This is a genomic window from Marisediminitalea lipolytica (genome assembly GCF_001758465.1).
GTDB classification, from domain to species: domain Bacteria; phylum Pseudomonadota; class Gammaproteobacteria; order Enterobacterales; family Alteromonadaceae; genus Alteromonas; species Alteromonas lipolytica.
Window position 1 is genome coordinate 277,450 of sequence record NZ_MJIC01000010.1, and the last position, 14,843, is coordinate 292,292.

Below are 14,843 nucleotides of genomic sequence, written 5' to 3' on the forward strand. Positions count from 1 at the left end.
TTCTTTAAGCGGGGATCGCCTAAAATTACTGTTTAACAAAAACTAAACTTCCACAATTAATAATAACGTAGCGGCTGTCGCTGCCCCCATCACCAGATTAAAACCCCGCTGACGGCGTGGATTATTGAGCCAGACCCGTAATTTAGCGCCAATACCAGCCCATAACGAGATAGCCGGAAAGCCTAGTAGCGCAAAAGCTAGCATAATGGCAGCGCCAGACTGTACATACTGATTACCTGGCAAACTAAAGGTACTTACACTTCCCAGCGCCATCATCCAGGCTTTGGGGTTTACAAACTGAAACAGCGCCGCTTGCCACCACGTGAGCGGTTGTGATTTTTGCGCGCTGTTTTCTTTAATCCCCGACACTGGTCCTGACGCAATTTTAAATGCCAACCAGAGTAAATAAGCGGCCCCGGCGATATTTAAAACAGAATACATTACCGGATAAAGCTTAAATAACATGCCCAGTCCAAGTAGCACACTAAGCAAGAGCATAGCTACACCAAATACAATACCCAGCATGTGCGGTAGCGTGCGCGCAAAACCAAATTGTGCGCCAGAGGCGAGTAACATCATGTTGTTTGGGCCTGGCGTAACAGAAGTAATAAAAGCAAAGGCAGCGATACCCAGCAATAATGAGTTTTCCATGATGTGTTCCAAATTAAATGTTTAAAAAATTGAGTGCTTGCCATTAACATCCACAGCGTTAGCATGCCTCAATTTTCTGTATGGAATTAGGTGCAATATTTAGATTAATTGCCCTTACAGTTGTGTAGTTGGCCTTGCTGTATGGTGCAAAAAGGCTAAATCTGTATGGTTGGTGTGTTAAAATTGCTGTTATATTGAATTTTGTATGGTTAAGAACTCCCAGCGGGCAAAGCGATGAGCAGATATTTACACCTGGCCAACCGGCTTAAAGAGCATATTCAGATGGGCTATTTTGCACCTGGCGACAGAATGCCTTCGGTAAGGCAGTTAGCTGCAGAACATGGCGTAAGCATTTCGACAGTTCAGGAGGCTTATCGGGTACTGGAGCAAGACGGTCTGGTTGAGGCTAAAGCTAAGTCCGGCTATTTTGTGGCACTGCCAAAGGAGCGAATTGCCCGGCCAAAAGAGTCCAAACCACCGCAACGACCTATGGATGTGTCGCTGTGGGAAGATGTACTGGCTATGCTCATGGGCCACGGTGTAGAGGCGGTCTGTGAGTTTCAGCATGCCATGCCTGACATGACGTCTTCTACCTTAAAGCCGCTTTTAAAAAACATTTATGAGTTAAATCGTCATCGCCCTCAGGATGGCATGTCTTACGGACATGTGCAGGGCGAACTTGGGTTAAGGCAACAGCTCGCCCGATTAACAGCAACAACCGGCTGTCAGCTTGACCCGGAAGATTTTGTGGTTACCTCGGGTTGTCAGGAAGCGCTGTCGGTGTGTCTGCGGGCGGTGGCTGAAAGTGGCGATGTGATTGCGGTAGAATCGCCCGGGTTTTACGGTGCTATGCAGGCGATTAAGGCGGCCAATTTAAAAGCGCTGGAAATTCCTACCGACTCCCGGGATGGCATGAGCATAGAAGCATTAAAGCTGGCCATTGATCAGTGGCCGGTTAAAGCTATTCTGGTTACGCCAACGGTGAATAACCCGCAAGGGTATGTGATGCCGCTACATAAAAAACAGGCTTTGTACCAGCTTGCCCGTGAGTACGACATTGCCATTATCGAGGATGATATTTACGGCGATATTGCTTTTGAATATCCGCGTCCGAAAACCATTAAATCCTTTGACGAAGACGGCCGGGTTTTATTGTGTTCTTCATTCTCTAAAACCCTGGCACCGGGATTCCGGGTTGGCTGGATTGCACCGGGCCGCTATCGGGATAAAGTCACACACATTAAGTACGTGAGTAGTTCTATGTGCCCAACCTTACCGCAACTGGCCATTGGTAACTTTATCCGCCAGGGTGGGTACGACCGGCATTTACGCACCATGCGGCAAACCTACCGTAAAGCCAGGGATGCAATGCTAAAAGCTATCGAGCAGTATTTTCCGCAAGGCACCCGGGTGAGTTTTCCCGAAGGGGGCTTTATATTGTGGGTTGAGTTACCCGAACAGTATGACGCTACCAAACTGGCTGAACAGGCTAAAGAGCAAGGCATTATTCTGGCTCCTGGCCAAATGTTTTCGGCAACCGGGAAGTATCGTAACTGTTTGCGGTTTAACTATATCGACCGGGACGCCGCCACGCGTTTAAAAGCTCTGGCGGCGTTAGGCGAAATTTTTGCTAGCATGGGCCCGGTCAAACCTTAAAGGTTGCGTCCGTACCAGCGGTTTGTACGTTGGCAGTAGCGGGTAAACTCCGCACCGAAAATTTCCTGCATAAAGCGCTCTTCCGGGGTGATCTGAAAGCGCTGTAAGTAAGCCATGGTGAGCACGGCAAACACAAAGCCGCTGGCATCGCGAGCAATAAAGGCGGCACCGATAACACCAACCACCAAACCTAAATACATAGGGTTACGGGTGTAGGCAAAAATGCCGCCGTCTACCAGTGAGCTCGCATTTTGGGGGCGATGAGGGTTAACCGTGGTACGTTGTTGCCTGAAGGCAATTACACCTGCCACGCCAATTAAACCGCCCGCAATAAAAATAACAAAGCCTAAAGGTCGCAGCGGGTGGGGCAGTGGTAGTGTATTCAGACTACTGCAGTACCAGGTAAGAATGAGCGCTGCGATAAACACAATGACCGGCGGAATTTTTAACTCAAGAGCCTTTAACATCAGAATCATCCATAACAGGTTGCAGTTTAGCGGCCTTTTTTTGCTGCTGTTTTTCTATCAACTGCGACTTCCAGCGTTGATGCGAAACATGGCCTTTGATAGCTTCGATACATTCGTTCACCACCAGTAAAAACTCTTTATCGAGATTTTGTTCTTCCGGGGTGAAGTCTTTTAAGCCAGAGCTGATAAACTCTTCGATATCCTGGGCTTCCAGGTCGGAGAGTAAATTAACAATGGATGCAGTGACAATATCCGTTACTGCGCTTTCCAGCGTATTCTCGATTGTGCGCCCCACTACCGGGACATAGGACAGCGTGGAAACCTGAGCATTATCGCGCACCGCTTTGCCCACACTGGCTTTTACATGACGGCGGATAACATCGCCGTGTTTGCTATCGTTTATCGACTGCCCGAAATGATTAACGATACCAGACAGCCAGGAGCTGATCACCGGCCGACGCGGGGCAATCACATTTTGCGTAATGTCGTCTATCAGCGGCGAACCCGCTGCAATGTCCTGCTGCGCGTCAGACAGCACTTTTACTACGATACGATCACTTAACTCTTCTACAAATACGTCGTAATAAAACGCAAAGAAACGATAGATCCCCGTATCGTTAAGGTCGATGATTTTGTTTTTATGCAGGCGGTATAAAATAGAGAATATCCGCAAAAAGCGAAATATGCGGGTGCCGCCCAACGGAATACAACCCACTAAATCGTACCAACGCAAAAACGGGAAAAAGTACCAGCGTAAATATTCTTCGGTTTTAATGGCGACAATCCAGCGCACAAAAAACTCGGTGAGGAAGATGGTAATGAACACCAAATCCACCAGAATAAAGTTACGGTGGATAGGCTCGTAAAAACTGACAAACGCCGGTGACCAGGCGCTTAAGCTTTGCTGAATAAAAGCAGTGTTGTAGAGGCCATCAAACAGCAAAAAAAGCAGATTTAGCAGTAACAAGCCCAACATGATAATGTCGAGCAGCAGCCAGGGGCCCTCATGGCTGTTACGCAGGTTTTCCCGGTTTATCCTAAACATGGGCCCTCGGCAAATTAACGGTTATCCCAGGTTTCTTACACGTGTCACGTCTACGTGCAGGGTGAGTTTTTGCCCTGGTTGCAGGTACTTTTTGGGATTCAGGTTGTTCCACTTGGTAATGTCACTGGTGCGTAAATTAAATTTTTGCGCTATCCGCGCCAGCGAGTCACCGCGCTTAACGGTGTAGGTGAGCGTACGCATAATGGCATCACGTTTTTGCTCGTCACTGGCTTCGTCCACCCAGATCACCAGGGTTTTGCCTGGCATTAGCGGGTCGGTTGGCGCCATTCCGTTCCACTTAGCCAGGGAACGGGTACTTATTTTATATTTACGGCCAATATCCCAAAGTGTATCACCCGAGGCTACGGTGTGGGTTAACTGGTAGCTGCCGCGCTTTTGATTTTGGGTTGAGGCCAGACGCTGATCCTGAGACAGTGAATAAGCATCGAGTTTCTTAAGTGCTACCGGCACCATCAGGTAATCACCAATGCGGATCATGTTGTCTTTCATGTCGTTAATGCTTTTTATTACATCAACTGTGGTGTGATATTCCTTGGCCAGTTTTAACAGGCTATCACCGGATTTAACCTTATGGCGCACCCAGTTTAAGCGTTCTTTTTGTTCTACCTGGGCTAATTCACTGATAAAGCTTTCGGCTTTATCCAGCGGCAGTACTAACCGGTGAGGGCCTTCCGGATCGGTTGCCCAGCGGTTAAAGCCCGCGTTAAGGGCATGCAGCGATTTTAGCTCCATGCCAGCCAGTTCGGCGGCAAAGGCTAAATCCAGTTGTGAACCGATTTCCACCGTGGCAATAACCGGAGCGTTATCCACTTCCGGCCAGGTAAAGGCGTACTTTTCCTGGTTTTTAAGGATATCGGCCAGCGCCAGTAATTTAGGAACGTAAGCGCGCGTCTCGCGCGGCAGATCCAGCGACCAGAAATCGGTTGGTTTACCGGCTTTATGATTGCGTTTAATGGCTTTACCAACACGCCCTTCGCCACTGTTATAGGCGGCCAGCGCATGCAACCAGTTGCCATCGAACATCTTGTTTAAGTAAGCCAGATAGTCCAGCGCGGCTTTTGTCGAAGCAATCACATCCCGACGGCCGTCGTACCACCAGGTTTGCTCAATGCCAAAGCGCTTGGCGGTGCCGGGAATAAATTGCCACATACCGGCGGCGCGGCCATGGGAATAGGCAAAAGGATCGTAAGCACTTTCTACAATCGGCAGTAAGACCAGTTCCAGCGGCATCTCCCTGGCTTCGATTTGCTGCACGATATAGTATAAAAACGGTTTGGCACGTTTAGACACGCGCTCCATATAGGCCGGGTGCTTTAAGTACCAGTCGCGTTGGATAGCTACCCGCTTGTTATCCGGAATCTCAAACGCAAACTGATTACTGGCGCGCAGCCACAGGTTTTCAATAACAACGGGCTCCACGGCTTCTTCAACCGGGGTAATTTGCACCTCAACTTCTTCGGTTGGGTGCATAACTTCAATTACGCCTTCGTTGGCCAGTTCGCAGTCGGCCTGATCGTTAATATCGGTATGGGCTATTTCACAGGTAGAACGGTTGTCCTCAAGCTCGACAGGAGTTTGTTGTGCAGTCTCGGTTAACTGACAGCCGGTGAGGGCAGCAGCAACGAGCAAATGAAGTGCGGACAACTTTAATTTCATTGAGAAATGAACCCTTAAGTAATTCAACAGCATACCAGTGTACGCAAATTCATGCGTTAATGCACCTGAAGAAGCTAATACTATGGGCGCAGGGGCGCCCAACCCTTTACATTGCGTTTAGAAATTATCTTTCCATTTGCGCAGATGGGTAAAGACGGCAATTTCGTCATTTAGTTCCGCTCCCGACTGTTGGGCAACGGCATTTATTACACTGGATGATTCACACCGTAAAAAGGGGTTAATCGCTAACTGTGTGCTCAGAGTGGTAGGCAACGTGGGTAAATTTTTGCTGCGGGTCTGTGCCACCCACTGGTTATAGTCCTGGAGCGCCTGATTATCAGCCTCAACGGCCAGAGCAAATTTGACATTGGCCTGGGTGTATTCGTGGGTACAGTAAATCACCGTGGACCCGGGTAAGCGCTTAAGTTTATTTAACGAACGATGCATTTGCCCGGGAGTGCCTTCAAATAGTCGACCACAACCCGCAGAGAACAACGTATCACCACAAAACAGCGCGTTATGCCCTACAAAAGCAATATGGTCCAGTGTGTGACCGGGTAATTCCAACACGCTGAATTCACAGTCAATCAGAGGCAACTTAACCATGTCGCCCTGGGCCACTGATTTTGTGATGCCACTGATATGACCGCCGCGCGGGCCAATAACCGGCAGGTCACGTACCGCGGTACTCAGTTTGGTAATTCCGCCCGTGTGGTCACGATGATGATGGGTAATCAGAATAGCAGCAAGAGAGAGCTGGTTGGCCTTGCAAAATGCCAGCACCGGATCGGCATCGCCCGGATCCACAACCACTGCGTAATGCTCGTTGTGCAAGCACCAGATATAATTGTCGTCAAATGCCGGGATTGGCGTAATAGTCAGGTTCGCCGGGAAATTATCGGTAGGCATAATCCAATCCGTAAGTTGTACAAGTTTGTTCAGATACTATAAAGTTGTGTGGTTGCTTGCAATACATGCGGTTAGTTTATCCCGGTAGTTTATTACATCAGGCGTTTATGAAATCAGCGTTTCACCCAAAACCTATCAGGTACCCGCAAAGTTGGGATGAACTACCCGGCGGTGAAGAATTAAAACAGGCAATCGGCACGGTTTGTGACGAACTTAGTGAACGCGTGTTTGGTTATTACTTGGTTAAACTGGGTAACTTAAGCAGTGAAATAGCGTTACCCGGCTGCGCTATTCGTAATCAGGTTGCACAAACCCAACAGCTCACCACTGCCAGCAGTCTGATTTCCATGTCTGATAATTTGCCCTATGTTGAAAACAGCGTCGATGGCTTTTTACTGGCAAACGAACTCGACTTTGCCCAGGACCCGCACGAAATTCTCCGTGAAGTAGACCGAACCATTACCGCTAATGGTTATGTCATTATCAGTGGTTTTAATCCTTATAGCCTTACTGGCTTAGCGCGATTTTTACCTATTAAACGCGGCAATGTACTCCATCAGGCCCGGTTTTTCTCGGCTGGTCGTATAAAAGACTGGTTGCAGTTGCTAGGATTTGAAATTGTGGAACACCGGCACATACTGTTCTCAATGTTGTTTGCCAGTCATAGCAAAGGCCAGCCCGCATCATGGCAACAATGGAGTAGCAGATACTGCCCGTGGTGTTCATCGGTGTATGTGCTATTGGCAAGAAAACGCACTATTCCTATGACCACAGTAAAGCCAAAATGGAAAGTAAAACCCCGGTTCTCCGCAGTAGGGGCAAGTATGCGGGATGCCGCATCAAGGGTTAATGGCAATTAAAAACCCCGTCATCCCTGCATACCGTCTTATCCGTCATCCTCGCATGCCACCTAATCTGTCATCCCCGCGTGCTTTTGGGCGGGGATCTCCCAAAGAGTCCAATTCAGTTTAGTCAAACTTTTCAGGAGACCCCGGCTCGGAGGCCGGGGCGACGGAGTAGTAATAAAGTCTTTTTTATAAACCTTTCCTCGTCATCCCTACATCCTGCCATATCCGTAATCCCTGCATACCGTCTTATCCATCATCCTCGTATGCCACCTAATCTGTCATCCCCACTTGCCCAAAAATATCCCGTCATCCCCGCATGCTTTTGAGCGGGGATCTCCCAAAGAGTCCTAGTCAGGTTAGTCAAACTTTTCAGGAGACCCCGGCTCGGAGGCCGGGGCGACGGAGTAGTAATAAAGTCTATTTATAAACCTTTACTCGTCATCCCTGCAACCTGCCTTATCCGTCACCCCTGCATACCGTCTTATCCATCATCCTCGTATGTCACCTAATCTGTCATCCCCGCACGCTCAATAATTCCCAGTCATCCCCGCATGCTTTTGAGCGGGGATATCCTGAGAAGTCTTACGGACTGGATTAGACATAAAAAATCCCGGCGGATGCCGGGATTTTAAGAATAGGTTGTTTGGAAGTACTCAGGCTTAGCGTTGTCGTCATGCCCAAAAATATCCCGTCATCCCCGCATGCTTTTGGGCGGGGATCTCCTGAGAAGTCTTACTGACTAGAATAGGCATAAAAAATCCCAGCGGAAGCCGGGATTTTAAGAATAGGTTGTTTGGAAGTACTCAGGCTTAGCGTTTTCGTCATGCCCAAAAATATCCCGTCATCCCCGCATGCTTTTGAGCGGGGATCTCCCAAAGAGTCCTGGTCAGGTTAGTAAAACTTTTATGGAGATCCCGGATAAGCCCTTTGGGCTTTCCGGGATGATAACACCCTTTAGGGTGTTATCACTTAACCCGCATACCAGGTTGGGCGCCTTCGTGGGGCTCCAGAATGTAAAGATCTTTACCACCAGGGCCGGCGGCTAATACCATGCCTTCTGACATGCCAAAACGCATTTTGCGTGGTGCCAGGTTAGCAACCATTACCGTGTGCTTACCTATTAAGTCCTCAGGCGCATAGGCCGATTTAATCCCGGCAAACACCTGACGGGTTTCACCGCCTAAATCCAATTCTAAACGCAGCAGCTTATCGGCTTTTTCCACGTGCTCGGCATTCGCAATGCGGGCAATGCGGAAGTCCACTTTAGCAAAGTCTTCATATGTGATTTCTTCGCTGATTGGGTCTTTAGCCAGTGGGCTGTTCGGGTCGATTTTAGGTGCAGTATTCAGGCTTTCTTTAGAGGCTTCTACCATGGCGTTAATTTTATCCATTTCAACGCGCTGCATCATCGGCTTAAATTTATTAATGGCATGGTCGGTGAGCACGGTTTGCGCGCTTTCCCAGCTCAGCTCATCGTTTAAGAACGCTTCAGTTTTCTGCGCCAGAATCGGCAGCACTGGTTTTAAGTATGTCACCAGAATACGGAACAGGTTAATGCCAAGTGAACACACATCGTGCGTAAACTGCTGTTTGGTTTCATCCTTAATGGTCACCCAAGGGGCATTGGTGTCGATAAACTGGTTGGCTTTATCTGCCAGTGCCATAATCTCGCGCACCGCCTGATGGTACTTACGCTTTTCGAATAACTCAGCGATGGTTTCTGAGGCATTCTGGAACTGCGCCACTAATTCAGGCTCAAGCACGTTAGCTGATAACTTGCCGTCGAAACGCTTGGTAATAAAGCTGGCACAACGGCTGGCAATGTTAACCACTTTACCTACCAGGTCAGAATTTACTTTTTGCGCGAAGTCTTCAAAGTTTAAATCGATATCGGTTACGCCATCCCCCAGCTTAGAGGCAAAGTAATAACGCAGGTATTCCGGATCCAGGTGATCAAGGTACGTACGGCCTTTAATAAAGGTGCCGCGCGATTTCGACATCTTGGCACCATTAACAGTAACGAAACCGTGAATGTTTACGCCGGTAGGTTTGCGGTATCCCGCACCTTCCAGCATCGCTGGCCAGAACAGGCAATGGAAATAGGTGATGTCTTTACCGATAAAGTGGTAAAGCTCAGCGTCGGAATCAACATTCCAGAAGCTGTCGAAATCCACGTTATTGCTGTCGCAGAAGTTCTTAAAGCTGGCCATATAGCCAACCGGCGCATCAACCCATACGTAGAAAAACTTGTTCGGTGCGCCAGGAATTTCAAAACCAAAGTAGGGCGCATCACGGCTGATGTCCCACTGCTGCAGACCATCTTCAAACCACTCCTGTAGTTTGTTGGCCATTTCTTCCTGGATCGCGCCAGAGCGGATCCACGCTTTTAACATGCCTTCAAACTGCGGCAGATCGAAGAAGAAGTGCTCAGACTCTTTAAGCACAGGCGTGGCACCTGATACTACACTGCGCGGGTTCTTTACTTCGGTCGGGCTGTAGGTAGCGCCGCATACATCACAGCTGTCACCGTTCTGATCTTCTGCACCACAGCTAGGGCAGGTACCTTTAACAAAACGGTCCGGTAAGAACATGTTCTTTTCCGGGTCAAACAGCTGGTTAATAGTGCGCTTGCTGATGTAACCCGCTTTATCCAGACGGTTATAAATTTCTTCGCAGAAATGTTGGTTTTCCGGCGAGTGGGTCACATAGTAGTTGTTGTAATCAACAAAAAAGTCGCACAAGTCCTGATGGTGCTCAGCACGGGTTCTGGCTACCATTTCTTCCGGGGTGATACCCAGTTCCTGTGCTTTAAGCATCACGGGAGTACCGTGTGCATCATCGGCACAAACGCTGTAACATTCATGACCGCGTAAACGCTGGAAACGGGTCCAGATATCGGTTTGAATATGTTCAAGCAAGTGACCTAAGTGAATAGATCCGTTGGCGTAAGGTAACGCACTGGTTACCAGAATTCGGCGCTTGCCGGTAGTCAGCTGACTCTGTTCAGACATAGAATATTCGTTCGGCTTATTGCTAATGGAAATGGCGCAAATACTAGCGGAAATGCGCTTTTTTTGCATTGTTTTTATATGAGTTAATCTCATCTAACCAATAATTTTGCAGGTACAGTATGTTTTTTTCGCGAAAGTCCTCCAAACCGTCTGCTGTAATTCAGTGTGTTGTTGATTATCTGAGCAGCTACTGCGTGCTGGAAAAAGATGACGTACTGCCCTGGTGCTCCGAAGACAACGGCAGCGTTATTATTACCTTTCCGTTTGCTAATCAAACCCAGTGGCCATTTATCAAAGCCGGGATGCAAGACGCTCTGGCTCATAAAAAACTCAATGCAGGGCTTACGCTTAAAACCAAAATTCAGGCGGGTCAGACAGCCAAACCTGCAGTGACCAATATTCGCAATATCATTGCCGTAGCATCAGGCAAAGGTGGCGTTGGCAAATCCACCACCAGTGTTAACCTGGCCTTTGCGTTAATGCAGGAAGGGGCCAGAGTGGGCATTTTAGATGCCGATATTTATGGACCATCAGTGCCAATCATGCTGGGAAATATCAGTGAACGTCCGCAAACAGCCGATAATAAACACATGCAGCCACTCAGCGCCCATGGCATGGTGGCAAACTCTATTGGCTATATTGTACCGGCAGAAGATGCCGCCATCTGGCGTGGGCCCATGGCCAGCAAAGCGCTATCGCAACTGATTAACGAAACCCTGTGGCCAGTGCTTGATTATCTGATTGTGGACATGCCGCCTGGTACCGGTGACGTGCAGTTAACCATGGCACAACAAGTACCGTTAACGGCGGCGGTGGTGGTGACCACGCCGCAGGATTTAGCTATCGCCGATGCGCAAAAAGGCATCGCTATGTTTAACAAAGTGAACATTCCGGTGCTTGGCCTGGTAGAAAATATGAGCTTTTATCAGTGTGCTGCCTGTGGTCACAAAGAGTACATTTTCGCGAAAGATGGCGGCAATTTGCTCGCAGAACGCTACGGATTGCCGCTGTTAGGCGCTTTGCCTCTGGATGTAAGGATCCGCGAACATGCCGGTTCTGGCAAACCCTTATTGGTAAGTGAACCGGAAAGCCCGCTGGCCGAGGCTTACCGTGATATGGCCCGTGCAGTGTCGTTTGAATTGGCTACCACGGTGCCGGTAGCGGCTGCACAGGGTAAAAATATCAAGGGCGATCCCATTGCGTTTAATCCGCTGGATAATAACTAAACTCTGAATTTAAGCTGCAAACGTCTTTAAAGCCGTTGATTGGTGGGCGCTGCGGCCGCATAATAGCGCCCCGACCAAGGCTTAGGAAAACATCACTCATGCGTTTATGTGATCGCGACATTTATCAGTACCTGCAAGACGGTAAAATCAAAATTGATCCTCAACCTGATTACGATCAGATTAGCGGGTTAACCGTTGATATCCGCTTGGGTAATAAGTTTCGTGTATTTGAGGATCACGCCGCACCTTACATTGATTTAAGCGGCCCGAAAGCCAAAGTGCAGGAAGCGCTGGAATCGGTGATGAGTGACGAGATTGAAATTGCCGAAGACAAAGCCTTTTTCCTGCACCCTAAAGAACTAGCCCTGGCGATTACTCATGAGTCTGTAACGTTACCTGATAATATCGTTGGCTGGTTGGATGGCCGTTCATCTCTGGCGCGACTGGGTCTGATGGTACACGTTACCGCGCACCGGATTGATCCCGGCTGGTCGGGCAATATCGTACTGGAATTCTATAACAGTGGTAAGCTGCCATTGGCGCTGCGCCCGTTAATGAAAATTGGTGCGCTCAGTTTTGAAGTACTCAGCCAGTCGGCTGAAAAACCGTATAACGCCCGTGTGGATGCCAAATATAAAGGGCAGGCTGGTGCTGTCGCCAGTCGAATCGATGCCGATGGTAAAGACGACAACTAATCGTCTTTACCGGCTACTGCCCGCCTTAATCGCGTTTCCCACCAGTCAATTGTAAAAAATATGTTTAAAATATAAATCTAAAACTTTACTTAATCGATTAAGTTGCTATCTTATTAGCGTAATGAGGACACTTTTAAGGAAGCAACTATGCGTTTGGCTACGGCTATCTGCTTTTCAGCATCAGCGCTTCTGAGCTTTTATGCTCAGGCTACAGAGGTATCGGTAACATCGCCCAATGGCGCGATAGCATTTACCTTTACCGACGAGAATGATTATGCCCAGTACACCGTGGATTTTCACGGCAAGGAAATCATGCGCCCTGGTAAACTGGGTTTTGCTTTTGCCAATGCAAAGTCGATTTATCGTCATCTGGCGGTAGAAGAAATTAGCCGCAGCAGCGAGGACTCAACCTGGGAACAACCCTGGGGAGAACAGCGCCTTATTCGTAATCACTATAACGAGCTGGTGGTGAAATTTACCGATAAACACGACGCGAACAATGCGTTTAAGGTACAGGTTCGCGTGTTCGACGATGGTATCGGTTTTCGCTATCACGTCGATGCGGAAGGCCAGCGTGATATTACCCGCGAAATTACAGAGTTTTCTATCATTGATTCGCACACGGCAACGGCATACTGGATCCCGGGGCAGGGCTATGACCGCCAGGAATATCTGTATCGGGAAACCCGCTTACAGGATGTAAGTAAAGCCAGCACGCCGATGACCATAAAACTCGACGACGGAACACACTTAGCGATTCATGAAGCCGCGCTAGTGGATTATGCTGGGATGAGTCTGGACTGGCAGGCACTCGGCCGTTTTGAAGCGGATTTAGCGCCGCGGGCCGACGGCATTAAAGTGCGTAAACAGGGCAGTTTCACCACGCCATGGCGCACAGTGCAAATAGCCCGGAATGCGGCCGGACTCATCAATTCCTACTTAACGCTTAATCTTAATGAACCCAGCATACTGAAAAATACCGACTGGATTAATCCCGGTAAGTACATCGGCATCTGGTGGGGTATGCATATCCAGAAATACACCTGGGGATCGGGCGATAAACACGGTGCCACTACTGAAAATACCCTGCGTTATATGGATTTTGCCGCGAAACATGGCTTTGATGGCGTACTGGTAGAAGGCTGGAACGTGGGTTGGGATGGCGACTGGATCCAAAACTCAGAGCTGTTTTCATTCACGCAGAGTTACCCTGATTTCGACATCCAAAAAGTCACCGATTACGGCAAGAAAGTTGGCGTTAAGCTGATTGGTCATCACGAAACCTCTGGCGGTATCACCAACTATGAAAGCCAGATGGAAGAAGGCTTCGCGCTTTATCAGAAGATGGGCGTAGAGCAAATTAAAACCGGCTATGTTGCCCATGGCCAGAGCCTGAAAGTGACCGACGAGCAAGGCATTAAGCGCCTGGAGTATACCGATAGTCAGCCATTGGTAAATCACTTCATCAACAATATTACCACTGCCGCCAAATACGGGATTTCCATTAACACCCACGAGTCGGTAAAAGACACAGGCCTGCGCCGTACGTATCCAAACTGGATCGCGCGTGAAAGTGCTCGCGGCCAGGAATATAACTCCGGTTGGGCTGCACCTAATACACCCGAGCATGTCCCCATGCTGGCATTTACCCGCATGCTTTCTGGTCCCATGGATTTTACGCCGGGTATTTTTGACCTGGATTACCCGCCCATTAAAGGCGGAACCGAAGAGCACGGCCGCGTTAAATATATGCGCCCACAAACTACAATTGCCAAACAGTTAGCAGAATATGTGGTGCTCTACAGCCCGATTCAGATGGCAGCGGATTTACCGGAAAACTACGAAGCTAAAATGGCACCATTTCAGTTTATCAAGGATGTGCCGACTGACTGGGAGCAAACGAAAGCGCTGCAGGGCGAAGTAGGGGATTACGTGGTGATTGCCCGGCAGGAACGCAAACACCGGCACTATTCCGGTAACGACTGGTATTTGGGCGCAATCACAAACGAAGAGGCCAGAGATATCTCTGTGCCACTGAGCTTCCTGAAAGCAGGTAAAACCTACGAAGCACAAATTTATAAAGATGGTAAAAACGTAAGCTGGAAAACCAACCCCTATGATATTGACATCAACAAGCAAAAGGTGACCAGCAAAGACACCCTGAAACTGCATCTGGCCGCTGCAGGCGGCGCGGCCATAAGGTTTAAACAGCTATAACTCAGTAAAATAATCCAGTGAGACCAAAGGCGCCTAATTCCCAACCTCAGGCGCCTTTCTTTTTAAAGCCAATTTCAGTGCCTGCTGCTGGAAATATCGACAACCAACAGAAAACCATGAGAATTGTGCGGCTTAACCGTTGCATTCAGACAAAATTTGAGTACACTTAGCGGCTCTTTCGGTCGGTGTGTAGCGCAGCCTGGTAGCGCACTGTCATGGGGTGTCAGGGGTCGGAGGTTCAAATCCTCTCACACCGACCAATCTCTCCTACTTTTCAATGACTTACCCTAATCATTGATCGCTCTTGTAAAGAGCGTCCCAAAACTGTCCCATAATTGTCACAATATACAGTAGTTGTTAGTCTTGCGATTCTCATCATTGCTTTCTTGGTTCAACATGTAACCTATTTGGTCTATTTTGCAGGTATTCGAGATGTATGCA

11 protein-coding genes and 1 tRNA gene are annotated in these 14,843 nt (G+C 48.6%); 6 read left to right on the plus strand and 6 right to left on the minus strand.

Translation table 11 applies throughout. The features are described from left to right. Positions 1-42: 42 nt before the first annotated feature. Positions 43-651, minus strand: a complete 609-nt coding sequence (locus tag BFC17_RS06790) for a LysE family translocator (protein WP_070175703.1) — start codon at positions 649-651, stop codon at positions 43-45. Positions 652-885: 234 nt separating this feature from the next. Between BFC17_RS06790 and BFC17_RS06795 the strand changes: the two genes are divergently transcribed. Then, positions 886-2,307 (plus strand): aminotransferase-like domain-containing protein, encoded by a 1,422-nt coding sequence (locus BFC17_RS06795; RefSeq protein WP_070175704.1) that lies wholly within the window; start codon positions 886-888, stop codon positions 2,305-2,307. On the opposite strand, the gene BFC17_RS06800 is transcribed toward BFC17_RS06795, so the two are convergent. From BFC17_RS06800 to gloB, 4 genes are all read right to left on the minus strand, one after another. Continuing rightward, entirely contained in the window at positions 2,304-2,774 is a 471-nt protein-coding gene (locus BFC17_RS06800) for a methyltransferase family protein (RefSeq protein WP_070176258.1), read from the minus strand. The two genes, BFC17_RS06795 and BFC17_RS06800, sit on opposite strands and share 4 nt — an antisense overlap. Beyond that, positions 2,758-3,819, minus strand: coding sequence for an ion transporter (locus BFC17_RS06805; RefSeq protein WP_083271622.1), 1,062 nt, complete (start codon positions 3,817-3,819; stop codon positions 2,758-2,760). Before BFC17_RS06805 ends, BFC17_RS06800 begins: the two co-directional genes overlap by 17 nt. Positions 3,820-3,840: 21 nt before the next feature. Further along, positions 3,841-5,496 carry a lytic transglycosylase gene (locus BFC17_RS06810; RefSeq protein WP_070175705.1) on the minus strand — a complete coding sequence of 552 codons (1,656 nt, stop codon included), beginning with the start codon at positions 5,494-5,496 and terminating at the stop codon, positions 3,841-3,843. 117 nt (positions 5,497-5,613) lie between these two features. Then, a complete protein-coding gene (gloB, locus tag BFC17_RS06815) occupies positions 5,614-6,405 on the minus strand; it encodes a hydroxyacylglutathione hydrolase (protein ID WP_070175706.1) in 792 nt (263 codons plus the stop codon). A gap of 107 nt (positions 6,406-6,512) precedes the next feature. Here gloB and BFC17_RS06820 point away from each other — a divergent pair, with 107 nt between their 5' ends. Beyond that, complete coding sequence (locus BFC17_RS06820; RefSeq protein WP_070175707.1) at positions 6,513-7,265, plus strand: methyltransferase domain-containing protein; 753 nt, start codon at positions 6,513-6,515, stop codon at positions 7,263-7,265. Between the two features lie 953 nt (positions 7,266-8,218). Here BFC17_RS06820 and metG read toward each other — a convergent pair. Further along, positions 8,219-10,264, minus strand: a complete 2,046-nt coding sequence (gene metG, locus BFC17_RS06825; RefSeq protein WP_070175708.1) for a methionine--tRNA ligase — start codon at positions 10,262-10,264, stop codon at positions 8,219-8,221. Between the two features lie 119 nt (positions 10,265-10,383). Between metG and apbC the strand changes: the two genes are divergently transcribed. The 4 genes from apbC to BFC17_RS06845 all read left to right on the plus strand — a co-directional run bounded on the left by apbC (position 10,384) and on the right by BFC17_RS06845 (position 14,662). Then, positions 10,384-11,490 carry an iron-sulfur cluster carrier protein ApbC gene (gene apbC / locus BFC17_RS06830; RefSeq protein ID WP_070175709.1) on the plus strand — a complete coding sequence of 369 codons (1,107 nt, stop codon included), beginning with the start codon at positions 10,384-10,386 and terminating at the stop codon, positions 11,488-11,490. A gap of 98 nt (positions 11,491-11,588) precedes the next feature. Continuing rightward, positions 11,589-12,185, plus strand: coding sequence for a dCTP deaminase (dcd, locus tag BFC17_RS06835; RefSeq protein ID WP_070175710.1), 597 nt, complete (start codon positions 11,589-11,591; stop codon positions 12,183-12,185). A gap of 147 nt (positions 12,186-12,332) precedes the next feature. Then, positions 12,333-14,402, plus strand: a complete 2,070-nt coding sequence (locus BFC17_RS06840; RefSeq protein WP_070175711.1) for a glycoside hydrolase family 97 protein — start codon at positions 12,333-12,335, stop codon at positions 14,400-14,402. 183 nt (positions 14,403-14,585) lie between these two features. Next, a tRNA-Pro gene (locus BFC17_RS06845) sits at positions 14,586-14,662 on the plus strand. The last annotated feature ends 181 nt before the right edge of the window (positions 14,663-14,843 follow it).

Coding starts and splice junctions, on each gene's coding strand:
- BFC17_RS06790 (WP_070175703.1), bottom strand. CDS start 651: ATGGAAAACTCATTATTGCTGGGTATCGCTGCCTTTGCTTTTATTACT.
- BFC17_RS06795 (WP_070175704.1), top strand. CDS start 886: ATGAGCAGATATTTACACCTGGCCAACCGGCTTAAAGAGCATATTCAG.
- BFC17_RS06800 (WP_070176258.1), bottom strand. CDS start 2,774: ATGTTAAAGGCTCTTGAGTTAAAAATTCCGCCGGTCATTGTGTTTATC.
- BFC17_RS06805 (WP_083271622.1), bottom strand. CDS start 3,819: ATGTTTAGGATAAACCGGGAAAACCTGCGTAACAGCCATGAGGGCCCC.
- BFC17_RS06810 (WP_070175705.1), bottom strand. CDS start 5,496: ATGAAATTAAAGTTGTCCGCACTTCATTTGCTCGTTGCTGCTGCCCTC.
- gloB (WP_070175706.1), bottom strand. CDS start 6,405: ATGCCTACCGATAATTTCCCGGCGAACCTGACTATTACGCCAATCCCG.
- BFC17_RS06820 (WP_070175707.1), top strand. CDS start 6,513: ATGAAATCAGCGTTTCACCCAAAACCTATCAGGTACCCGCAAAGTTGG.
- metG (WP_070175708.1), bottom strand. CDS start 10,264: ATGTCTGAACAGAGTCAGCTGACTACCGGCAAGCGCCGAATTCTGGTA.
- apbC (WP_070175709.1), top strand. CDS start 10,384: ATGTTTTTTTCGCGAAAGTCCTCCAAACCGTCTGCTGTAATTCAGTGT.
- dcd (WP_070175710.1), top strand. CDS start 11,589: ATGCGTTTATGTGATCGCGACATTTATCAGTACCTGCAAGACGGTAAA.
- BFC17_RS06840 (WP_070175711.1), top strand. CDS start 12,333: ATGCGTTTGGCTACGGCTATCTGCTTTTCAGCATCAGCGCTTCTGAGC.